Origin of the sequence: Kitasatospora sp. NPDC088548, assembly GCF_044753005.1 — a bacterium.
Taxonomy (GTDB): Bacteria; Actinomycetota; Actinomycetes; order Streptomycetales; family Streptomycetaceae; genus Kitasatospora.
The window spans coordinates 94,667-108,701 of sequence record NZ_JBIVMI010000013.1; the positions used below are offsets into that span (position 1 = coordinate 94,667).

Below are 14,035 nucleotides of genomic sequence, written 5' to 3' on the forward strand. Positions count from 1 at the left end.
GCCCTTGACCGGGCCAGGCTATCGGGTGGCGGATACTGGCTGGCATGGCATACGACGATCTCCGCTCGTTTCTGCGGGCCCTCGACCGCGAAGGCGACCTCAAGCGCATCAAGGCCGAGGTGGACCCCCACCTGGAGATCGGCGAGATCGTCGACCGGGTGCAGAAGGCCAAGGGCCCCGCGCTGCTGTTCGAAAACGTCAAGGGCTCCTCGATGCCGCTGGCGATGAACGTCTTCGGCACCGAGCGCCGGCTCGCCAAGGCGCTCGGCCTCAAGGGCCCGGAGGACATCTCCGAGAAGATCGCCGGTCTGCTGAAGCCCGAGCTGCCGCACGGCTTCACCGGGTTCCGGGACGCCTTCGGCAAGCTCGCCTCGATGGCCCATGTGCCGCCGCGGAAGGTCAAGCCGGGCGAGGCCGCGGTCCAGGAGGTCGTGCTCACCGGCGACGACGTCAACCTGGACGAGCTGCCCGCGCTGTTCACCTGGCCGCTGGACGGCGGCTCCTTCTTCAACCTGGGCCTGACCCACACCAAGGACCCGGACACCGGCATCCGCAACCTCGGCCTCTACCGGCTCCAGCGGCACGACCGGCGCACCATCGGCATGCACTGGCAGATCCACAAGGACAGCCGCAACCACTACGCGGTGGCCGCCAGGCGCGGTGAGCGGCTGCCGGTCGCGATCGCCTTCGGCTGCCCGCCGGCCGTCACCTACGCGGCCACCGCGCCGCTGCCGGGCGACATCGACGAGTACCTGTTCGCGGGCTTCGTCGCGGGCGAGCGGGTGAAGATGGTCGACTGCAAGACCGTTCCGCTGCAGGTCCCGGCCGACGCCGAGGTGGTGCTGGAGGGCTGGCTGGAGCCCGGCGAGATGCTGCCCGAGGGCCCGTTCGGCGACCACACCGGCTTCTACACCCCGCAGGAGCCGTTCCCGGCCCTGACGATCGACTGTGTGACGATGCGCCGCCGGCCGATCCTGCAGTCCATCGTGGTCGGCCGCCCGCCGACCGAGGACGGGCCGCTGGGCAAGTTCACCGAGCGCTTCTTCCTGCCGCTGCTGAAGATCATCATCCCGGACATCGTCGACTACGACCTGCCCGAGGCAGGCGGCTTCCACAACTGCGTGATCGTCTCGATCGACAAGAAGTACCCCAAGCACGCCCAGAAGACGATGCACGCGATCTGGGGCGCCCACATGATGTCGCTGACCAAGCTGATCATCGTGGTGGACTCCGACTGTGATGTGCACGACTACCAGGAAGTGGCCTGGCGGGCCTTCGGCAACGTCGACTACAGCCGGGACCTCACCGTGGTCGAAGGCCCGGTCGACCACCTCGACCACGCCTCCTACCAGCAGTTCTGGGGCGGCAAGGCGGGCATCGACGCGACCCGCAAGCTGCCGGAGGAGGGCTACACCCGGGACGGCGGCTGGCCGGAGATGGTCAGCTCCGACCCGGCCACCGCCGCCCTGGTCGACCGCCGCTGGAAGGAGTACGGGCTGTGAGCACGGCTGCCGCCCTCCCCGAGGTCCCGCCGGGCAAGGTCAAGGCGTTCCTGCGCCTGGTGATGATCGAGCACTCGGTCTTCGCGCTGCCCTTCGCCTACATCGCCGCGCTGACCGCGATGTTCCTCGCCGACCGGCGGGTGCACTGGGGCGAGCTGTTCGTCGTCACCGTCTGCATGGTCGGCCTGCGGACCTTCGCGATGGCCGCCAACCGGATCATCGACCGCGAGATAGACGCCCGGAACCCGCGCACGGCCGGCCGCGAACTGGTCACCGGCGCGGTGTCGCTGAAGACCGCGTACGTCGGCTCGGCGGTCGCGCTGGTCGTCTTCCTCGGCGCGGCCGCCCTGCTCAACCCGCTCTGCCTGGCGCTCGCCCCGGTCGCGGTCGTCCCGATGGTCGTCTACCCCTACGGCAAGCGGTTCACCGACTTCCCGCAGGCCATCCTCGGCCTCGCCCAGGCGATGGGGCCGGTCGGCGCCTGGCTCGCGGTGACCGGCAGCTGGTCCTGGGACGCGGTGGTGCTCGGCCTCGCCGTCGGCATCTGGATCGGCGGCTTCGACCTGATCTACGCCTGCCAGGACGTCGCCTCCGACCGGGCCGGCAACGTCCGTTCCGTCCCGGCCCGCTTCGGCGTCCCGGCGGCGATCCGCGGCGCGCGGGTCTGCCACGTGATCACGACGGCGCTGCTCGTCTGGTTCGCGGTGCTGACCCACGCGGGCCCGGCGTTCTGGCTCGGCCTGGTGGTCGTCGCGGGAGCGTTCGTCTACGAGCACACCATCGTGAAGCCGAACGACCTGTCGCGGCTGAACCGGGCGTTCTTCCAGACGAACGGCTTCGTCGGCATCTCGCTGTTCTTCTTCGCCCTGGTGGACCTGGTCATCCGCGGCCTGGGCGGGTGACCACGCCCTGGCCGCCGCTCCCCTCGGCGAGGGTGTGCGCGACCAGGGCGTTGGCATGGCCGTGGCCCAGGCCGTGCACGGCCTTGAGCCAGGAGACCAGCTCCATGTGCCTGGTCAGGGGCGAGGAGTGGATCAGGTCCTTCCACTCCGCGATCGGACGGCCGTACTTCTTCTCGATCGAGGGGAAGTAGCTGGCGGGGCCCTTCACGGCTTCGGTCATGTCGATCGGTGTCCCATCGGTTCGTACGGCTGTTGTCAGTTGGACCGGCGGCCGGGCGGGAACTCATCGGTCCGGTGAGGGTGATTCAGGTCACAGGGCGATCCCGGAGTGGGGGGAACGCGCGAATGGACGGATCCGAGGTGGCCGCCGACTGGCGGGCCGACCGGATCGGCAGCGCGCTGCGGGGCGACGACCCCACCGTCCTGCGGCCGGCCGCCGTCAGTCGAGTGACAGGGCGTCGCCCACGCTGAGGCGGCCGGGGGAGGCGACCTCGGCGAGGGCGTCGAGGCGGTTGTCGTGGGCCTGGGCGATGGCCTTGAGGATCTCCGGGGCGTGCGGGAGGCCGGGCTGGGCGGCGGTGGTCATGACGCAGCGCTCGCTGCTGCGGACGAAGCCGAGCCGGACGCCCGAGCCGCCGCGGCCCTCGCGGCCGAACCAGGCGTCCTCGACGAACGGCGGGGTGCCGGGCGGGGTGCGCAGCAGGATGTTGGGGCGGAAGCGCCGTTCGTCGACCACGGCGTACGGGACGGCCTCCCGCACCCAGTCCAGGGTGGCGGTGGTGAGCACGCTGACCGGGAGCTGGTCGAAGTGGGAGACGGCGTCCTCGCGGGCGAGCTCGACGTCCGGGCGTTGCAGGTAGGCGCGGAGGAAGGCGGTGGTGTCGGCGACCGGCCGGCCGAGCGGGTCGAACAGCTCGGGGCCGTCGAGCCGGTGCCCGAGCCGGGAGGAGAGGCGGAGCAGGCCGTCCATCCGGCGGAAGCGCCGGGTGTTCTTGCCGGAGCCGAGTTTGCCGGCGCTGTCGCGCACGGCGTAGAGACGGTCGCCGGCCAGGCCGCGCTCGTCCACCTCGACGGAGTCGAGCCGCTCGCCGCCGGTGGACTTCACGGGGTAGCGCCAGAGCCGCTCGATCACTCCGATGATCTCTGCCATGGCCGGAAAGCGTAGCGGCGCCCGACGGGGATGGTCTAGACCAAGGTGCCCGTTCCGGCCGCGCCCGCTCACCCGAGCCGGGCCACCGCCCGCACCGGCGCGCCGTCGGCGGCCACCAGCCGGAGCGGGAACAGCGAGATCTCCACCGGCCGGCCGGCCTCCTGGGCGTCCAGCAGCGCCCGCAGATCGGTCAGGTTCTCGGCGATCACACCGCCGCCGGGTGCCCCGAGCAGTACCCGGTGGGCGGCCAGGGTCGGCTCCTCGGCGCCCGCCGTCCGGTCGTGCTCGTCGGTGAGGTCGGCGAGCAGGGCGGCCACCGCCGGGTCGCCCGGGCCCGGATCGGGGGTGGGGTCCACGCTGAGCGCGTCCAGGCCGACCGTCCGCACCCCGGCGGCGACGATCGCCTCGGCGGCCGCCGCGGTCAGGTGCGGATGGGCGAGGTAGGCGTCGGTGCCCCAGTGCCGGGCCCAGCCGGTGGCCAGCAGCAGCACGACACCCTCCCCGGCGGACGCGGCCCGCTCCAGCGCGGGGCCGAGCAGCTCGGGCGTCACCGGTGTCCGGGGCGGCAGGCCGCGCAGGTCGGCGACCACCGCCGGGCCGGTGAACAGCTCCAGCGGCAGGCCGTCCAGGGTGGGCCAGGTGACGTCCACGTGGTACGGCGCGTCCACATGGGTACCGGACTGCGAGCCGAGGTGCAGGGCCAGCACGTTCACCCCGGCGGTGGCGGTGGTGAGGGCGGGCTCCAGGGCGACCGCCGGATCGCCGGGGTAGACCGGCATCGCGGTGGTCACCTGATGGGTGAGGTCGACGAGGGTCGCTGCCATGGCGCCCATCCTCGCAGGGCCGTGTCCGGATGGAGCCGCTCCGGGTGGGGCCGTATAGAAATGGGCCATGGGAACAGCGAAACAGCCGGTACGTCAGCCATGGGTGGTCGGGGTCTCGGGCGCGTCCGGGACGCCGTACGCCGCCTCCGTGATCCGGGCGCTGCTCGCCGCCGGGGAGGCGGTGGACCTGGTGGTCAGCCGCGCGGCCCGGCTCACCATCCTGGACGAGACCGGCATCTCCTTCCGCGACGCGCACTGGCGCGAGGACCTCGCGCGGTGGCTGGGCACGGACGACCTCGACGACGTCCGCTACTGGCCGGCCGGGGACTTCGCGGCCGGCCCGTCCAGCGGCTCGTACCCGGCCAAGGGCATGCTGGTCGTCCCCGCGACCACCGGGGCGGTGGCCGGGATCGCGCTCGGGCTGAGCAAGGACCTGCTGCAGCGGGTCGCCAGTGTCACCCTGAAGGAGCGCCGTCCGCTGGTGGTGTGCGTCCGGGAGGCGCCGCTCAACGGGGTGACGCTGAAGCATCTGGTGGAACTGGACGCGCAGGGCGCCGTCGTGCTCCCCGCCTCGCCGGGCTTCTACGCCGGCGGCTCCACCGTCCGTGAGCTGGTCGACTTCGTCGCCGGCCGGGTGCTGGACGCCGTCGGCGTGCCGCACTCGCTGTACCTCCGCTGGGAGGGCGAGTTGGGCGCGGCGGCCCGCCGGGACGGCCGCGACGCGTGAGGGGGAGTGGGGAGCCCGGTGACGGGAGAGTATGTTCTCTGCGATATCCGGGTTGGTCCGCGCATAGCGCCTTGGAATCCGGATAATGATCTGTGGGTCTGGCGAGGTTCGGAAGGACGCGGACGGTATATGGACACGGTGGACAGACAGCTCATTCAGGCGCTCCGGGAGAACGGCCGTGCGTCCTACGCCGAGCTGGGCCGACTGGTGGGCCTCTCCGGCCCGAGCGTGACGGACCGGATCAACCGGCTGGAACAGGCCGGTGTCATCACCGGCTACCGCGCGACGGTCAACCCGGCCTCGCTCGGTTTCGGCGTCACGGCCCTGATCGGCCTTCAACTCACCGACGCGGCCGACCACGAGGACGTCGCGCACCGGCTGAAGGACCTCGGCGAGGTCGAGGACTGCTGGTTCATCGCCGGGGACGACTCGTACATGCTCAAGGTCCGGGTCCCCGACGTGGAGGGCCTGGAGTCGGTGGTGAAGCGGATCTCCGGGACGAAGGGCGTGGCCCGTACCCGCACCACCGTCGTACTCTCCACCAAGTGGGAGAACCGGGTGAGCGAACTCCCCCTGGTCGAAGGAGAGTAACGACGATGGCACTGGTCGGCCTGGAGGAGCTGCGCGCGGCCCAGCGGCGGATCGCGGGGGTGGCGGTGCGCACCCCGCTGGTCCCCGCCCCCTGGGCGGGCGACGGCGAGCGCCGGCTCTGGCTCAAGCCGGAGAACCTCCAGCCGACCGGCGCCTTCAAGGCCCGGGGCGCCTACAACCGCCTCGCCGCGCTCACCGGGGACGAACGGGCCCGCGGCGTGGTCGCCCAGTCCAGCGGCAACCACGCGCAGGCGGTGGCGTACGCGGCGGGGCTGCTCGGGATCAAGGCCGTGATCGTCATGCCGGACACCTCGCCCGCCGTCAAGGTCGACGGCACCCGCTCGTTCGGCGCCGAGGCGGTCCTGGTGTCGCCCGAGGAGCGCGACACGGTGCCCGCCGAACTGGCCGAGCGGCACGGCTACGTCTGGGTGCCGCCGTACGACGACCCGTTCATCATCGCGGGCCAGGGCACGGTCGGCCTGGAGATCGCCGAGGACGCCCCGGCCGAGCTGGACACCGTGCTGGTGCCGGTCAGCGGCGGCGGCCTGATCTCCGGGACGGCGGCCGCGCTCAAGCTCACCCGCCCGGGCGTCCGGATCGTCGGGGTCGAGCCGGAGCTGGCCGCCGACGCCCAGGCCAGCTTCCGGGCCGGCCGGCGGCTCAGCTGGCCGGTCGCCGACACCTACCGGACCATCGCGGACGGCCTGCGCACCCCCTCGGTCGGGGAGCTGCCGTTCGAACACCTCACCGCGTACGTGGACGACATCGTCACCGTCACCGAGGACGAGATCCGCGCCACCGTCGCCCTGCTGGCCCGGCGCGGCCGGCTGGTCGCCGAGCCGTCCGGTGCCGTCGCCCCGGCCGCGTACTTCCACCGCGCCGACGCCGTCGGCGGACGAATGGTGGCGGCCGTGGTCAGCGGTGGCAACATCGAACCGGTACTGCTCGCCGAGCTGCTGTCGGCATAGGCGTACGCTCGTTCCGGCAAGGAATCGAAGTCGGAGGAGGCGGGGCACCGCATGGACGCAGGGCTCAAGCGCGAGCTGGAGGCGAAGGTCTACGCGGGTGAGCGGCTGACCCGCGAGGACGGGATCGCGCTCTACGAGAGCGACGACCTGGCCTGGCTGGGCGGGCTGGCCCACCACGTGCGGACGCGGAAGAACGGCGACGTCGTCCACTTCAACGTCAACCGCCACCTCAACATGACCAACGTGTGCAACGCGTCCTGCGCGTACTGCTCGTTCCAGCGCAAGCCGGGCGAGAAGGACGCGTACACGATGCGCATCGAGGAGGCCGTCCGGCTGGCCAAGGCGATGGAGGTCGACTCCCTCACCGAGCTGCACATCGTGAACGGCCTGCACCCGACCCTGCCGTGGCGCTACTACCCGCGCTCGCTGCGGGAGCTGAAGGCGGCCCTGCCGAACGTCTCGCTGAAGGCCTTCACCGCCACCGAGATCCACTGGTTCGAGAAGATCAGCGGCCTGCCCGCCGACGAGATCATGGACGAGCTGATCGACGCCGGTCTGGAGTCGCTGACCGGCGGCGGCGCGGAGATCTTCGACTGGGAGGTCCGCCAGCACATCGTCGACCACGACACCCACTGGGAGGACTGGTCGCGGATCCACCGCCTCGCCCACAGCAAGGGCCTCAAGACGCCCGCCACCATGCTGTACGGGCACATCGAGGAGCCCCGCCACCGGGTGGACCACGTGCTGCGGCTGCGCGAGCTCCAGGACGAGACCGGCGGCTTCCAGGTCTTCATCCCGCTCCGCTACCAGCACGACTTCCACGACTCCAAGGACGGCGTCGTGCGCAACAAGCTGATGGCCCGGACCGAGATGGCGACCGGCGCCGAGGCGCTCAAGACCTTCGCGGTCTCCCGGCTGCTCTTCGACAACGTCCCGCACGTCAAGGTCTTCTGGGTGATGCACGGCGTCACCACCGCCCAGCTGGCGCTCAGCCACGGCGCGGACGACATGGACGGCTCGGTGGTCGAGTACAAGATCACCCACGACGCGGACAACTTCGGCACCCCGAACAAGCTCGGCCGCGACGACCTGCTCGACCTGATCCGGGACGCCGGCTTCCGCCCGGTGGAGCGCAACACCCGCTACGAGATCATCCGCGAGTACGACGGCCCCGACCTGACGCGTCGCGAGACCCCGCAGGCGATGCGCCTCTGACGATCCGCCTCTGACCAGCGGTTCTCCGCCTCCCGAGCCCCGCACCGGGCTCGGGAGGCGTTTTCTTCACCGGGCTCGTACAGCGCCCCGGGTTTCCTATCGGCCCCCTCGTTTGGCAGGATCGGCCGCATGTCCGGTTCTCATCGCGCCACCGCGTACCCCCCGTACGAGCCGATGCCCGAGCCGGCGTACGGGGCGCCGCAGCAGTTCTCCGGGGTGTACCGGCAGCCGGTCCATCCGGACCACGGCACGCCCCGGCCGGCCGGTGAGTACGGTGTCCACACGGCCGGGGCCTACGACGCGTACCCGGCCCACGAGGACTACGAGGCGTACGACCAGCCGTTCGAGCCCGTCCACACCGAGCCCGTCCACACCGAGGCCGGCACGGTACCCGGACAGGCCGGACCGGTCGCGGACACCGCGCCCGCCGCCGTGCCGGTGGAGCCCAGGGCGGCCCGCGGCCACCGGCGCAAGCCCAAGAAGAAGCGCCACGGCCGGGCCGTGACCGCCGGTACCGCGCTGCTGCTCGCGGCCGCCGCCGGCTGGTACACCGTCGGCCAGGACTCCGCCCAGCCCGGCGTGACCAGCGCCGACGGCCCCGGCCCCGACGGCGTCGCCGCCCCCGACCAGCCCTCCCCGGCCGCCGTCCCCGGCGCCCAGCCCGCCGCCGACCGGCACACCGGGGCACCGGCCGTCACCCGCAGCGAGGCCCGGGCGGACGGCTCGGTCGCCGCGATACCCGGCGTCGGTGCCACCTTCACGGCCCGGATACCCGCCGAGACCACCCAGGTCGTGCTCGCCTCCGGCCAGGGCCGGGACGCCAACAAGACCACCGTGACGCTCTGGACCCGCACCCCCGAGGGCCGCTGGCTGGCCGGCGAGAGCTGGCAGGGCCACAACGCCAACAAGGGCTGGACCACCGACCACAACGAGGGCGACCTGCGCAGCCCGATCGGCGTCTTCTCGCTCACCGACGCGGGCGGTCGCAACGCCGACCCGGGCAGCAGGCTCCCGTACGACAAGGACCCCAACTTCGTGGTCTCCGGGCGGGGCTTCGCCGGCGAGCCGCTGGCCGGCTCCTTCGACTACGTCGTCGCGATCAACTACAACCGGGTGCCCGGCAACTCGCCGCTCGACCCGCGCCGTCCCAGCGGCTCCACCAAGGGCGGCGGGATCTGGATCCACGTCGACCACGGCGGCCCCACCCACGGCTGCGTCTCCGTCCCCGAGGACAAGATGGCCGAGCTGCTGCGCACCCTCGATCCGGCGGCCCATCCGGTGATCGTGATGGGTGACGCGGCCTCGCTGGCCGTCTGACCCGCTCCCGGCCGGGGGACGTGGCCCCAGTCCCCCCAACGGTCCTTGTTGGCCTCCTACAGGTTCCGGGGGCGGATCCTGTAGCCGGTCGCGCCCCGCGGACCAGCGGGTAACCCGGTTGAGTGGCAGCATGAGCGGTTCGCGCATTGTGGCACTCGGCCACTACCAGCCCCCGAAGGTCCTCAGCAACGACGACCTGGCGGTGCTGGTCGACACCGATGACGAGTGGATCCGCAGCCGGGTGGGGATCCGGACCCGGCACATCGCCGAGGGCGAGACCCTGGTCGACCTCGCCACCGAGGCGGCCCAGAAGGCGCTGGCCAAGAGCGGCCGGTCGGCCTCCGACGTCGACCTGATCGTGGTCGCCACCTGTACCGCGGTCGAGCGCAGCCCCAACACCGCTGCCGCCGTCGCCGCCCGCCTCGGTGTGCGCGCCCCGGCCGCCTACGACATCAACACGGTCTGCTCGGGCTTCTCGTACGCGCTGGCCACCGCCGACCACGCGATCCGGGCCGGCGCGGCGCGGCTCGCGCTGGTGATCGGTGCCGAGCGGATGTCGGACACCATCGACTGGACCGACCGGACCACCTGTGTGATCTTCGGTGACGGCGCCGGCGCCGCGGTCGTGGAGGCCCAGGAGGAGGGCGCCGAGCCCGGTATCGGCCCGGTGGTGTGGGGTTCGGAGCCGGAGAAGAGCGATGCCGTGGTGATCACCGGCTGGGACCCGGTGATCAGCCAGCAGGGCCAGTCGGTGTTCCGCTGGGCCACCACCCAGATCGCCCCGCTGGCCCGCCGCACCTGCGAGCAGGCCGGTATCGACCCGTCCGAGCTCAAGGGCTTCGTGCCGCACCAGGCCAATCTCCGGATCATCGACGCGATCGCCGCCAAGCTCGGCGCCCCCGACGCGGTGGTCGCCCGGGACGTGGTGGAGTCCGGCAACACCTCGGCCGCGTCCATCCCGCTGGCCTTCTCCAAGCTGGTCGAGCGCGGCGAGCTGTCGCCCGGCGACCCGGTGCTGCTCTTCGGCTTCGGCGGCGGCCTGGCGTACGCCGGGCAGGTCGTGCGCTGCCCCTAGAGGGCCCTGGAGGGCCCTCTACGGCCACGGACGCACACATGCCGGTGGGCGGGCACCCCTTGTGAGGGGCGCCCGCCCACCGGCATGTCTGGCGCGCTGCGGTACGTCGGCGGACCTCCCCCGAGGACACGGCCGCCGTCCGCCGTTCCCCGGACAGGAGGCCGGGGCTGCGCGCGGAGCGGATGGGTGGGTAGGCGGATCGGTCTACTTGGGCGGCTTCTTGCCGGTGACACCCAGGTACACCAGGGGAGCGAGGCTGGGCTTGAGGTCCTTGACCTTGACGCCCCAGGAGGTGAAGGCCTTCTGGTGCTCGGCCGCCGAGGCGAGCAGCGAGACCAGGGATCCGGCGACGGCGGCCGCGTCGAGCGACTTGTCCGCCTGGTTCTTCGCCTGGAGTTCCTTGATGGCCTCCGTGAGCGGCTTGGCGACCGCGTTGAGGACCGTCATGCGGATCTTGAAGAACCGCTTGTCCCCTTCGGCGGCACCGAGCGTGACCACTCGGAGAATGGCGTCGTTCTTGCGCCAGAAGGCGAGGAATCCGTCGACCAGTTCTTCCGAAGTGGCCGAGCCGGACTTCCCTGCCCAGGACTTTCCGGCCACCAGCTCTTTGAGGGTGTCGGCGTCCTTGGCCATTTCCTCGGCGATTTCGAGGACAGCGCCCTCGACATCCGGGAAGTACTGGTAGAAGGTCGCGGGGGAGGTACCCGCCATACGGGCGACGTCGATGACCTTGACGTCCCGATAGGGCGACGTGCTGAGCATCTCGCGGAGGCAGTCGAGCAGCTTCTGCCGCGTCTCCTGTCCGCGTCGCCCGGCGACGCGACCGTCGACGGTGCGAACTTGTCCTGTCATGCCGTCAGCTTACCGTGGCACGATCTTGGCGCGATTCGGTGATGCGACTATTACTCCGCCCGGGGGTTGGTATAGGGGGCGTGAAGCGCTTTGGACGGATATTCATCACCCCCCGGAGGCCCTGTTGAAGCCCCCCCGTGTGCTTATGACCCCACAGCGTGACGGCGAGTCCGCTGAGGGGTGATCGAGTGACAGAGCGTGACGATCGCGGGCCGGGTGTGACGTGGCCCGCGAAAAAGTTCCGGGCGTGTCGCGCGCAAGCCGCAGCCGGAGCGGGCGTCAGAATCCGGCCGTTCCGGAGGCGCTGACCGGACGGTGAGCGGCCGCCGGCCGACGGCCGCTCCCGGGCCGGATCAGAGCGGGGGAGGTTGGAGATGACCCGGGCGGCATTGGAGAATCGGGTCCGGCACCCCGCGGCGGGTGCGGAAGACGGGGAGGTGGCAGCGAGTGGACCAGCTGACGGCGCACGATCCGAGGCGGATCGGGCCCTTCGAGGTGCTGGGGCGGCTCGGCGCGGGCGGGATGGGGCTGGTCTACCTGGCGCGCTCCGCGTCCGGCCGGCGGGTGGCCATCAAGACCGTCCGGGGCGAGCTGGCCGAGGACGAGCTGTTCCGGGTCCGCTTCGCCCGGGAGATCGCGGCCGCCAAGACCGTCGGCGGCTTCTACACCGCGGCCGTGGTGGACGCCGACGCCGACGCCCGGGTGCCCTGGCTGGCCACCGCGTACGTCCCGGCGCCGTCCCTGGAGGACCTGGTCGGCGAGTGCGGGCCGCTGCCGGTGGGCGCGGTGCGCTGGCTGATCGCGGGCATCGCCGAGGCACTGCAGTCCATCCACGCCGTCGGGCTGATCCACCGCGACCTCAAGCCCTCCAACGTACTGGTGGTCGAGGACGGTCCGCGGGTGATCGACTTCGGCATCGCCGCCGGTGTCTCGCACACCCGGCTCACCATGACCAACGTCGCCGTCGGCACCCCGGCGTACATGTCGCCCGAGCAGGCCCGCGACAGCCGCAGCGTCAGGGGTGCCAGCGACGTCTTCTCGCTCGGTTCGCTGCTGGTGTTCTGCGCCACCGGACACCCGCCCTACCGGGGCGGCAACCCGGTCGAGACGGTCTTCCAGCTGCTGCGCGACCAGCCCGACCTCTCCGGCCTGCCGGCCGAGCTGGTGGACCTGGTGCGCGCCTGCATGCGGCCGTCGCCCGAGCACCGGCCGACCCCGGCGCAGATCCAGGCCGAACTGGCCCCGCACCTGTTCTCCCGGGACGACGCCTCCGGCGAGGCGGGCGACTGGCTGCCTCCCAACGCGCTGGAGCTGATCGAGCGCAAGCGCAGCCGCCGTCAGGTGCCGTCGGCGTCCGCTTCCGCGCCGGCCGTCCCGCCGCAGGGTGTCCCGCCGCAGGGCGCCGTACCGCAGGGCGCCGTACCGCCGGGCACCGCGCCGCTGCGCCCGGCCGAGCCGCCGCAGGCCGTCCCGACGTACGGGTACCCGCCGCAGCGGCCGGTGTCGCTGGAGCGCCCCGGCCAGGACGGCCCGGGCACCCGGCACCCCGGCGGGCCGCACGCCCCGCTCGCGGCCGGGCCGGTGCACGCCGCGCCGGTCCACCGGGGGGCGGACGCCGAGGCCGCCACCGAGAAGATCTCCGCCCGCCGCCGCCACCGCGCCCCCGGTGCCGCGGAGGACGTCGCCGAGGTGCGGCTGTCCGGCGCCTCGGTACGGATAGGCCCGGGGCCGCGCGCCGAGCAGGCCGGGCCGGGCGACGCGCCCGCCGAGACCGACTGGGTCCGCCGGATCACCCCGCCGCCGGTGCCGGCCGCCCGCTGGCGGCCCTGGCGGTTCCGGATGTCCAGCGACGTCTGGGGCACCCCGGTGGTCGCCGGCGGCACCCTCTTCGTCTCCAGCCTCGAGGTGCACGCCCTCGACATCGCGTCCGGTCAGCGCCGCTACAAGACCCTGGACGTGGCCTGGGCGCTCGCGGTGGACGCCGGCCGGGTGCACGCGGCCGACGGCCCGCACCTGTACACGGTGGACGTGGCGGACGGCACCGAGCGCTGGCGCAGCTCGCTGGACGGCTGGGTGTACTCGCTGGACGCCGCCGACGGCGTGCTCTGCTGCGGCATCCGGGGCGGCGGGGTGCGGCTGCGCTCGGCGGCCGGCGGCGCCGAGCTGTGGCGTGCCGACGACGCCCAGCAGAACTACGAGAACCCGCAGTCGGGGCCGGCCCTGGTGGCGGGTGCCGCGTACTACTACGGCGGCGGGCGGCTGCGCTGCGTGGACCCGCGCGGCGCGGGCCTGCGCTGGTCCTTCCCGGTCGGCGAGGACGTGCCCTCCCGCCCGGCCGAGCGGGCCGGGGTGCTGTACGTGACGGCCGGTACCCGGGTGTACGCGCTGGACGCGGCGACCGGCGCCGAGCGCTGGCGCTTCGAGGCCCCGGTGGTGCTGTTCACCCCGCCGGCGCTGGACGCGGACGCGGTGTACGTCGCCGACTACCTCGGCACGGTGTACGCGCTGGACGCGGCCACCGGCCGGGACCGCTGGCGCGGGGTCACCGGCAACCGGCAGGGCGCCGAGCCGGTGGTGGTCGGCGACGGCCTGGCACTGCTGGCCAGCGGCGAGGTGCTGTACGCCTTCGAGGCGGCCACCGGCCGGGAGCGCTGGCGCTACACCGCGCGGGGCGAGATCGTCGGTTCCCCGGCGGTCGCCGACGGCCTGGTCCACCTCGGCAGCCGGGACCACTCGCTGCACACCCTGGACCTGGCGAGCGGTCAGCTGCGCTGGGAGCTGGGGACCAAGGGCGAGCTGACCGGCTCACCGGTGGCGGTCGGCGGGCGGGTGTTCGTCGGCAGCAAGGACCGCTGCGTCTACGCGCTGGACGCCTTCTACGGCACGGCGGTGCCACCGCACTGACGGGCGGG

13 protein-coding genes are annotated in these 14,035 nt (G+C 72.7%); 9 read left to right on the forward strand and 4 right to left on the reverse strand.

Annotated elements, in window-relative coordinates; all coding sequences use genetic code 11:
* Positions 1-44 precede the first annotated feature (44 nt).
* Together ACIP82_RS18550 and mqnP are read left to right on the forward strand one after the other, a co-directional pair.
* Positions 45-1,502, forward strand: coding sequence for a menaquinone biosynthesis decarboxylase (locus ACIP82_RS18550; protein ID WP_363605945.1), 1,458 nt, complete (start codon positions 45-47; stop codon positions 1,500-1,502).
* The gene (gene mqnP / locus ACIP82_RS18555) at positions 1,499-2,404 is read left to right on the forward strand and encodes a menaquinone biosynthesis prenyltransferase MqnP (RefSeq protein ID WP_363605944.1); all 906 of its coding nucleotides are present in this window, start codon (positions 1,499-1,501) and stop codon (positions 2,402-2,404) included. Before ACIP82_RS18550 ends, mqnP begins: the two co-directional genes overlap by 4 nt.
* Here mqnP and ACIP82_RS18560 read toward each other — a convergent pair.
* From ACIP82_RS18560 to ACIP82_RS18570, 3 genes are all read right to left on the reverse strand, one after another.
* A complete protein-coding gene (locus ACIP82_RS18560) occupies positions 2,382-2,624 on the reverse strand; it encodes a DUF4287 domain-containing protein (RefSeq protein WP_400654423.1) in 243 nt (80 codons plus the stop codon). The two genes, mqnP and ACIP82_RS18560, sit on opposite strands and share 23 nt — an antisense overlap.
* A gap of 219 nt (positions 2,625-2,843) precedes the next feature.
* The gene (locus tag ACIP82_RS18565; protein WP_363605942.1) at positions 2,844-3,554 is read right to left on the reverse strand and encodes an MOSC domain-containing protein; all 711 of its coding nucleotides are present in this window, start codon (positions 3,552-3,554) and stop codon (positions 2,844-2,846) included.
* 68 nt (positions 3,555-3,622) lie between these two features.
* Complete coding sequence (locus ACIP82_RS18570; RefSeq protein WP_400654425.1) at positions 3,623-4,378, reverse strand: cyclase family protein; 756 nt, start codon at positions 4,376-4,378, stop codon at positions 3,623-3,625.
* Between the two features lie 67 nt (positions 4,379-4,445).
* Here ACIP82_RS18570 and ACIP82_RS18575 point away from each other — a divergent pair, with 67 nt between their 5' ends.
* The 6 genes from ACIP82_RS18575 (at position 4,446) to ACIP82_RS18600 (ending at position 10,271) form a co-directional block, all read left to right on the forward strand.
* On the forward strand, positions 4,446-5,105 hold the full coding sequence (locus tag ACIP82_RS18575) for a UbiX family flavin prenyltransferase (protein ID WP_363605939.1): 660 nt from the start codon (positions 4,446-4,448) through the stop codon (positions 5,103-5,105).
* Between the two features lie 129 nt (positions 5,106-5,234).
* The gene (locus tag ACIP82_RS18580) at positions 5,235-5,696 is read left to right on the forward strand and encodes an Lrp/AsnC family transcriptional regulator (protein WP_363605937.1); all 462 of its coding nucleotides are present in this window, start codon (positions 5,235-5,237) and stop codon (positions 5,694-5,696) included.
* A 5-nt stretch (positions 5,697-5,701) separates the two neighbouring features.
* Positions 5,702-6,664: a threonine/serine dehydratase gene (locus ACIP82_RS18585; protein WP_400654428.1), complete on the forward strand. Its 963-nt coding sequence runs from the start codon at positions 5,702-5,704 to the stop codon at positions 6,662-6,664.
* Between the two features lie 51 nt (positions 6,665-6,715).
* Complete coding sequence (mqnE, locus tag ACIP82_RS18590; RefSeq protein WP_363605933.1) at positions 6,716-7,879, forward strand: aminofutalosine synthase MqnE; 1,164 nt, start codon at positions 6,716-6,718, stop codon at positions 7,877-7,879.
* A gap of 129 nt (positions 7,880-8,008) precedes the next feature.
* Positions 8,009-9,196: a L,D-transpeptidase family protein gene (locus tag ACIP82_RS18595; RefSeq protein WP_400654431.1), complete on the forward strand. Its 1,188-nt coding sequence runs from the start codon at positions 8,009-8,011 to the stop codon at positions 9,194-9,196.
* A gap of 130 nt (positions 9,197-9,326) precedes the next feature.
* Entirely contained in the window at positions 9,327-10,271 is a 945-nt protein-coding gene (locus ACIP82_RS18600) for a beta-ketoacyl-ACP synthase III (RefSeq protein ID WP_363605932.1), read from the forward strand.
* A gap of 204 nt (positions 10,272-10,475) precedes the next feature.
* Here the strand turns inward: ACIP82_RS18600 and ACIP82_RS18605 are convergent, their stop codons facing one another.
* A complete protein-coding gene (locus ACIP82_RS18605; RefSeq protein ID WP_363605931.1) occupies positions 10,476-11,123 on the reverse strand; it encodes a TetR family transcriptional regulator in 648 nt (215 codons plus the stop codon).
* A 447-nt stretch (positions 11,124-11,570) separates the two neighbouring features.
* Here ACIP82_RS18605 and ACIP82_RS18610 point away from each other — a divergent pair, with 447 nt between their 5' ends.
* The gene (locus tag ACIP82_RS18610; protein WP_400654434.1) at positions 11,571-14,027 is read left to right on the forward strand and encodes a PQQ-binding-like beta-propeller repeat protein; all 2,457 of its coding nucleotides are present in this window, start codon (positions 11,571-11,573) and stop codon (positions 14,025-14,027) included.
* The last annotated feature ends 8 nt before the right edge of the window (positions 14,028-14,035 follow it).

What these genes read in the sequence shown, in the direction of transcription:
- ACIP82_RS18550 (WP_363605945.1), top strand. Translation starts at nt 45, where the DNA reads ATGGCATACGACGATCTCCGCTCGTTTCTGCGGGCCCTCGACCGCGAA.
- ACIP82_RS18560 (WP_400654423.1), bottom strand. Translation starts at nt 2,624, where the DNA reads ATGACCGAAGCCGTGAAGGGCCCCGCCAGCTACTTCCCCTCGATCGAG.
- ACIP82_RS18565 (WP_363605942.1), bottom strand. Translation starts at nt 3,554, where the DNA reads ATGGCAGAGATCATCGGAGTGATCGAGCGGCTCTGGCGCTACCCCGTG.
- ACIP82_RS18570 (WP_400654425.1), bottom strand. Translation starts at nt 4,378, where the DNA reads ATGGCAGCGACCCTCGTCGACCTCACCCATCAGGTGACCACCGCGATG.
- ACIP82_RS18575 (WP_363605939.1), top strand. Translation starts at nt 4,446, where the DNA reads ATGGGAACAGCGAAACAGCCGGTACGTCAGCCATGGGTGGTCGGGGTC.
- ACIP82_RS18580 (WP_363605937.1), top strand. Translation starts at nt 5,235, where the DNA reads ATGGACACGGTGGACAGACAGCTCATTCAGGCGCTCCGGGAGAACGGC.
- ACIP82_RS18585 (WP_400654428.1), top strand. Translation starts at nt 5,702, where the DNA reads ATGGCACTGGTCGGCCTGGAGGAGCTGCGCGCGGCCCAGCGGCGGATC.
- mqnE (WP_363605933.1), top strand. Translation starts at nt 6,716, where the DNA reads ATGGACGCAGGGCTCAAGCGCGAGCTGGAGGCGAAGGTCTACGCGGGT.
- ACIP82_RS18595 (WP_400654431.1), top strand. Translation starts at nt 8,009, where the DNA reads ATGTCCGGTTCTCATCGCGCCACCGCGTACCCCCCGTACGAGCCGATG.
- ACIP82_RS18600 (WP_363605932.1), top strand. Translation starts at nt 9,327, where the DNA reads ATGAGCGGTTCGCGCATTGTGGCACTCGGCCACTACCAGCCCCCGAAG.
- ACIP82_RS18605 (WP_363605931.1), bottom strand. Translation starts at nt 11,123, where the DNA reads ATGACAGGACAAGTTCGCACCGTCGACGGTCGCGTCGCCGGGCGACGC.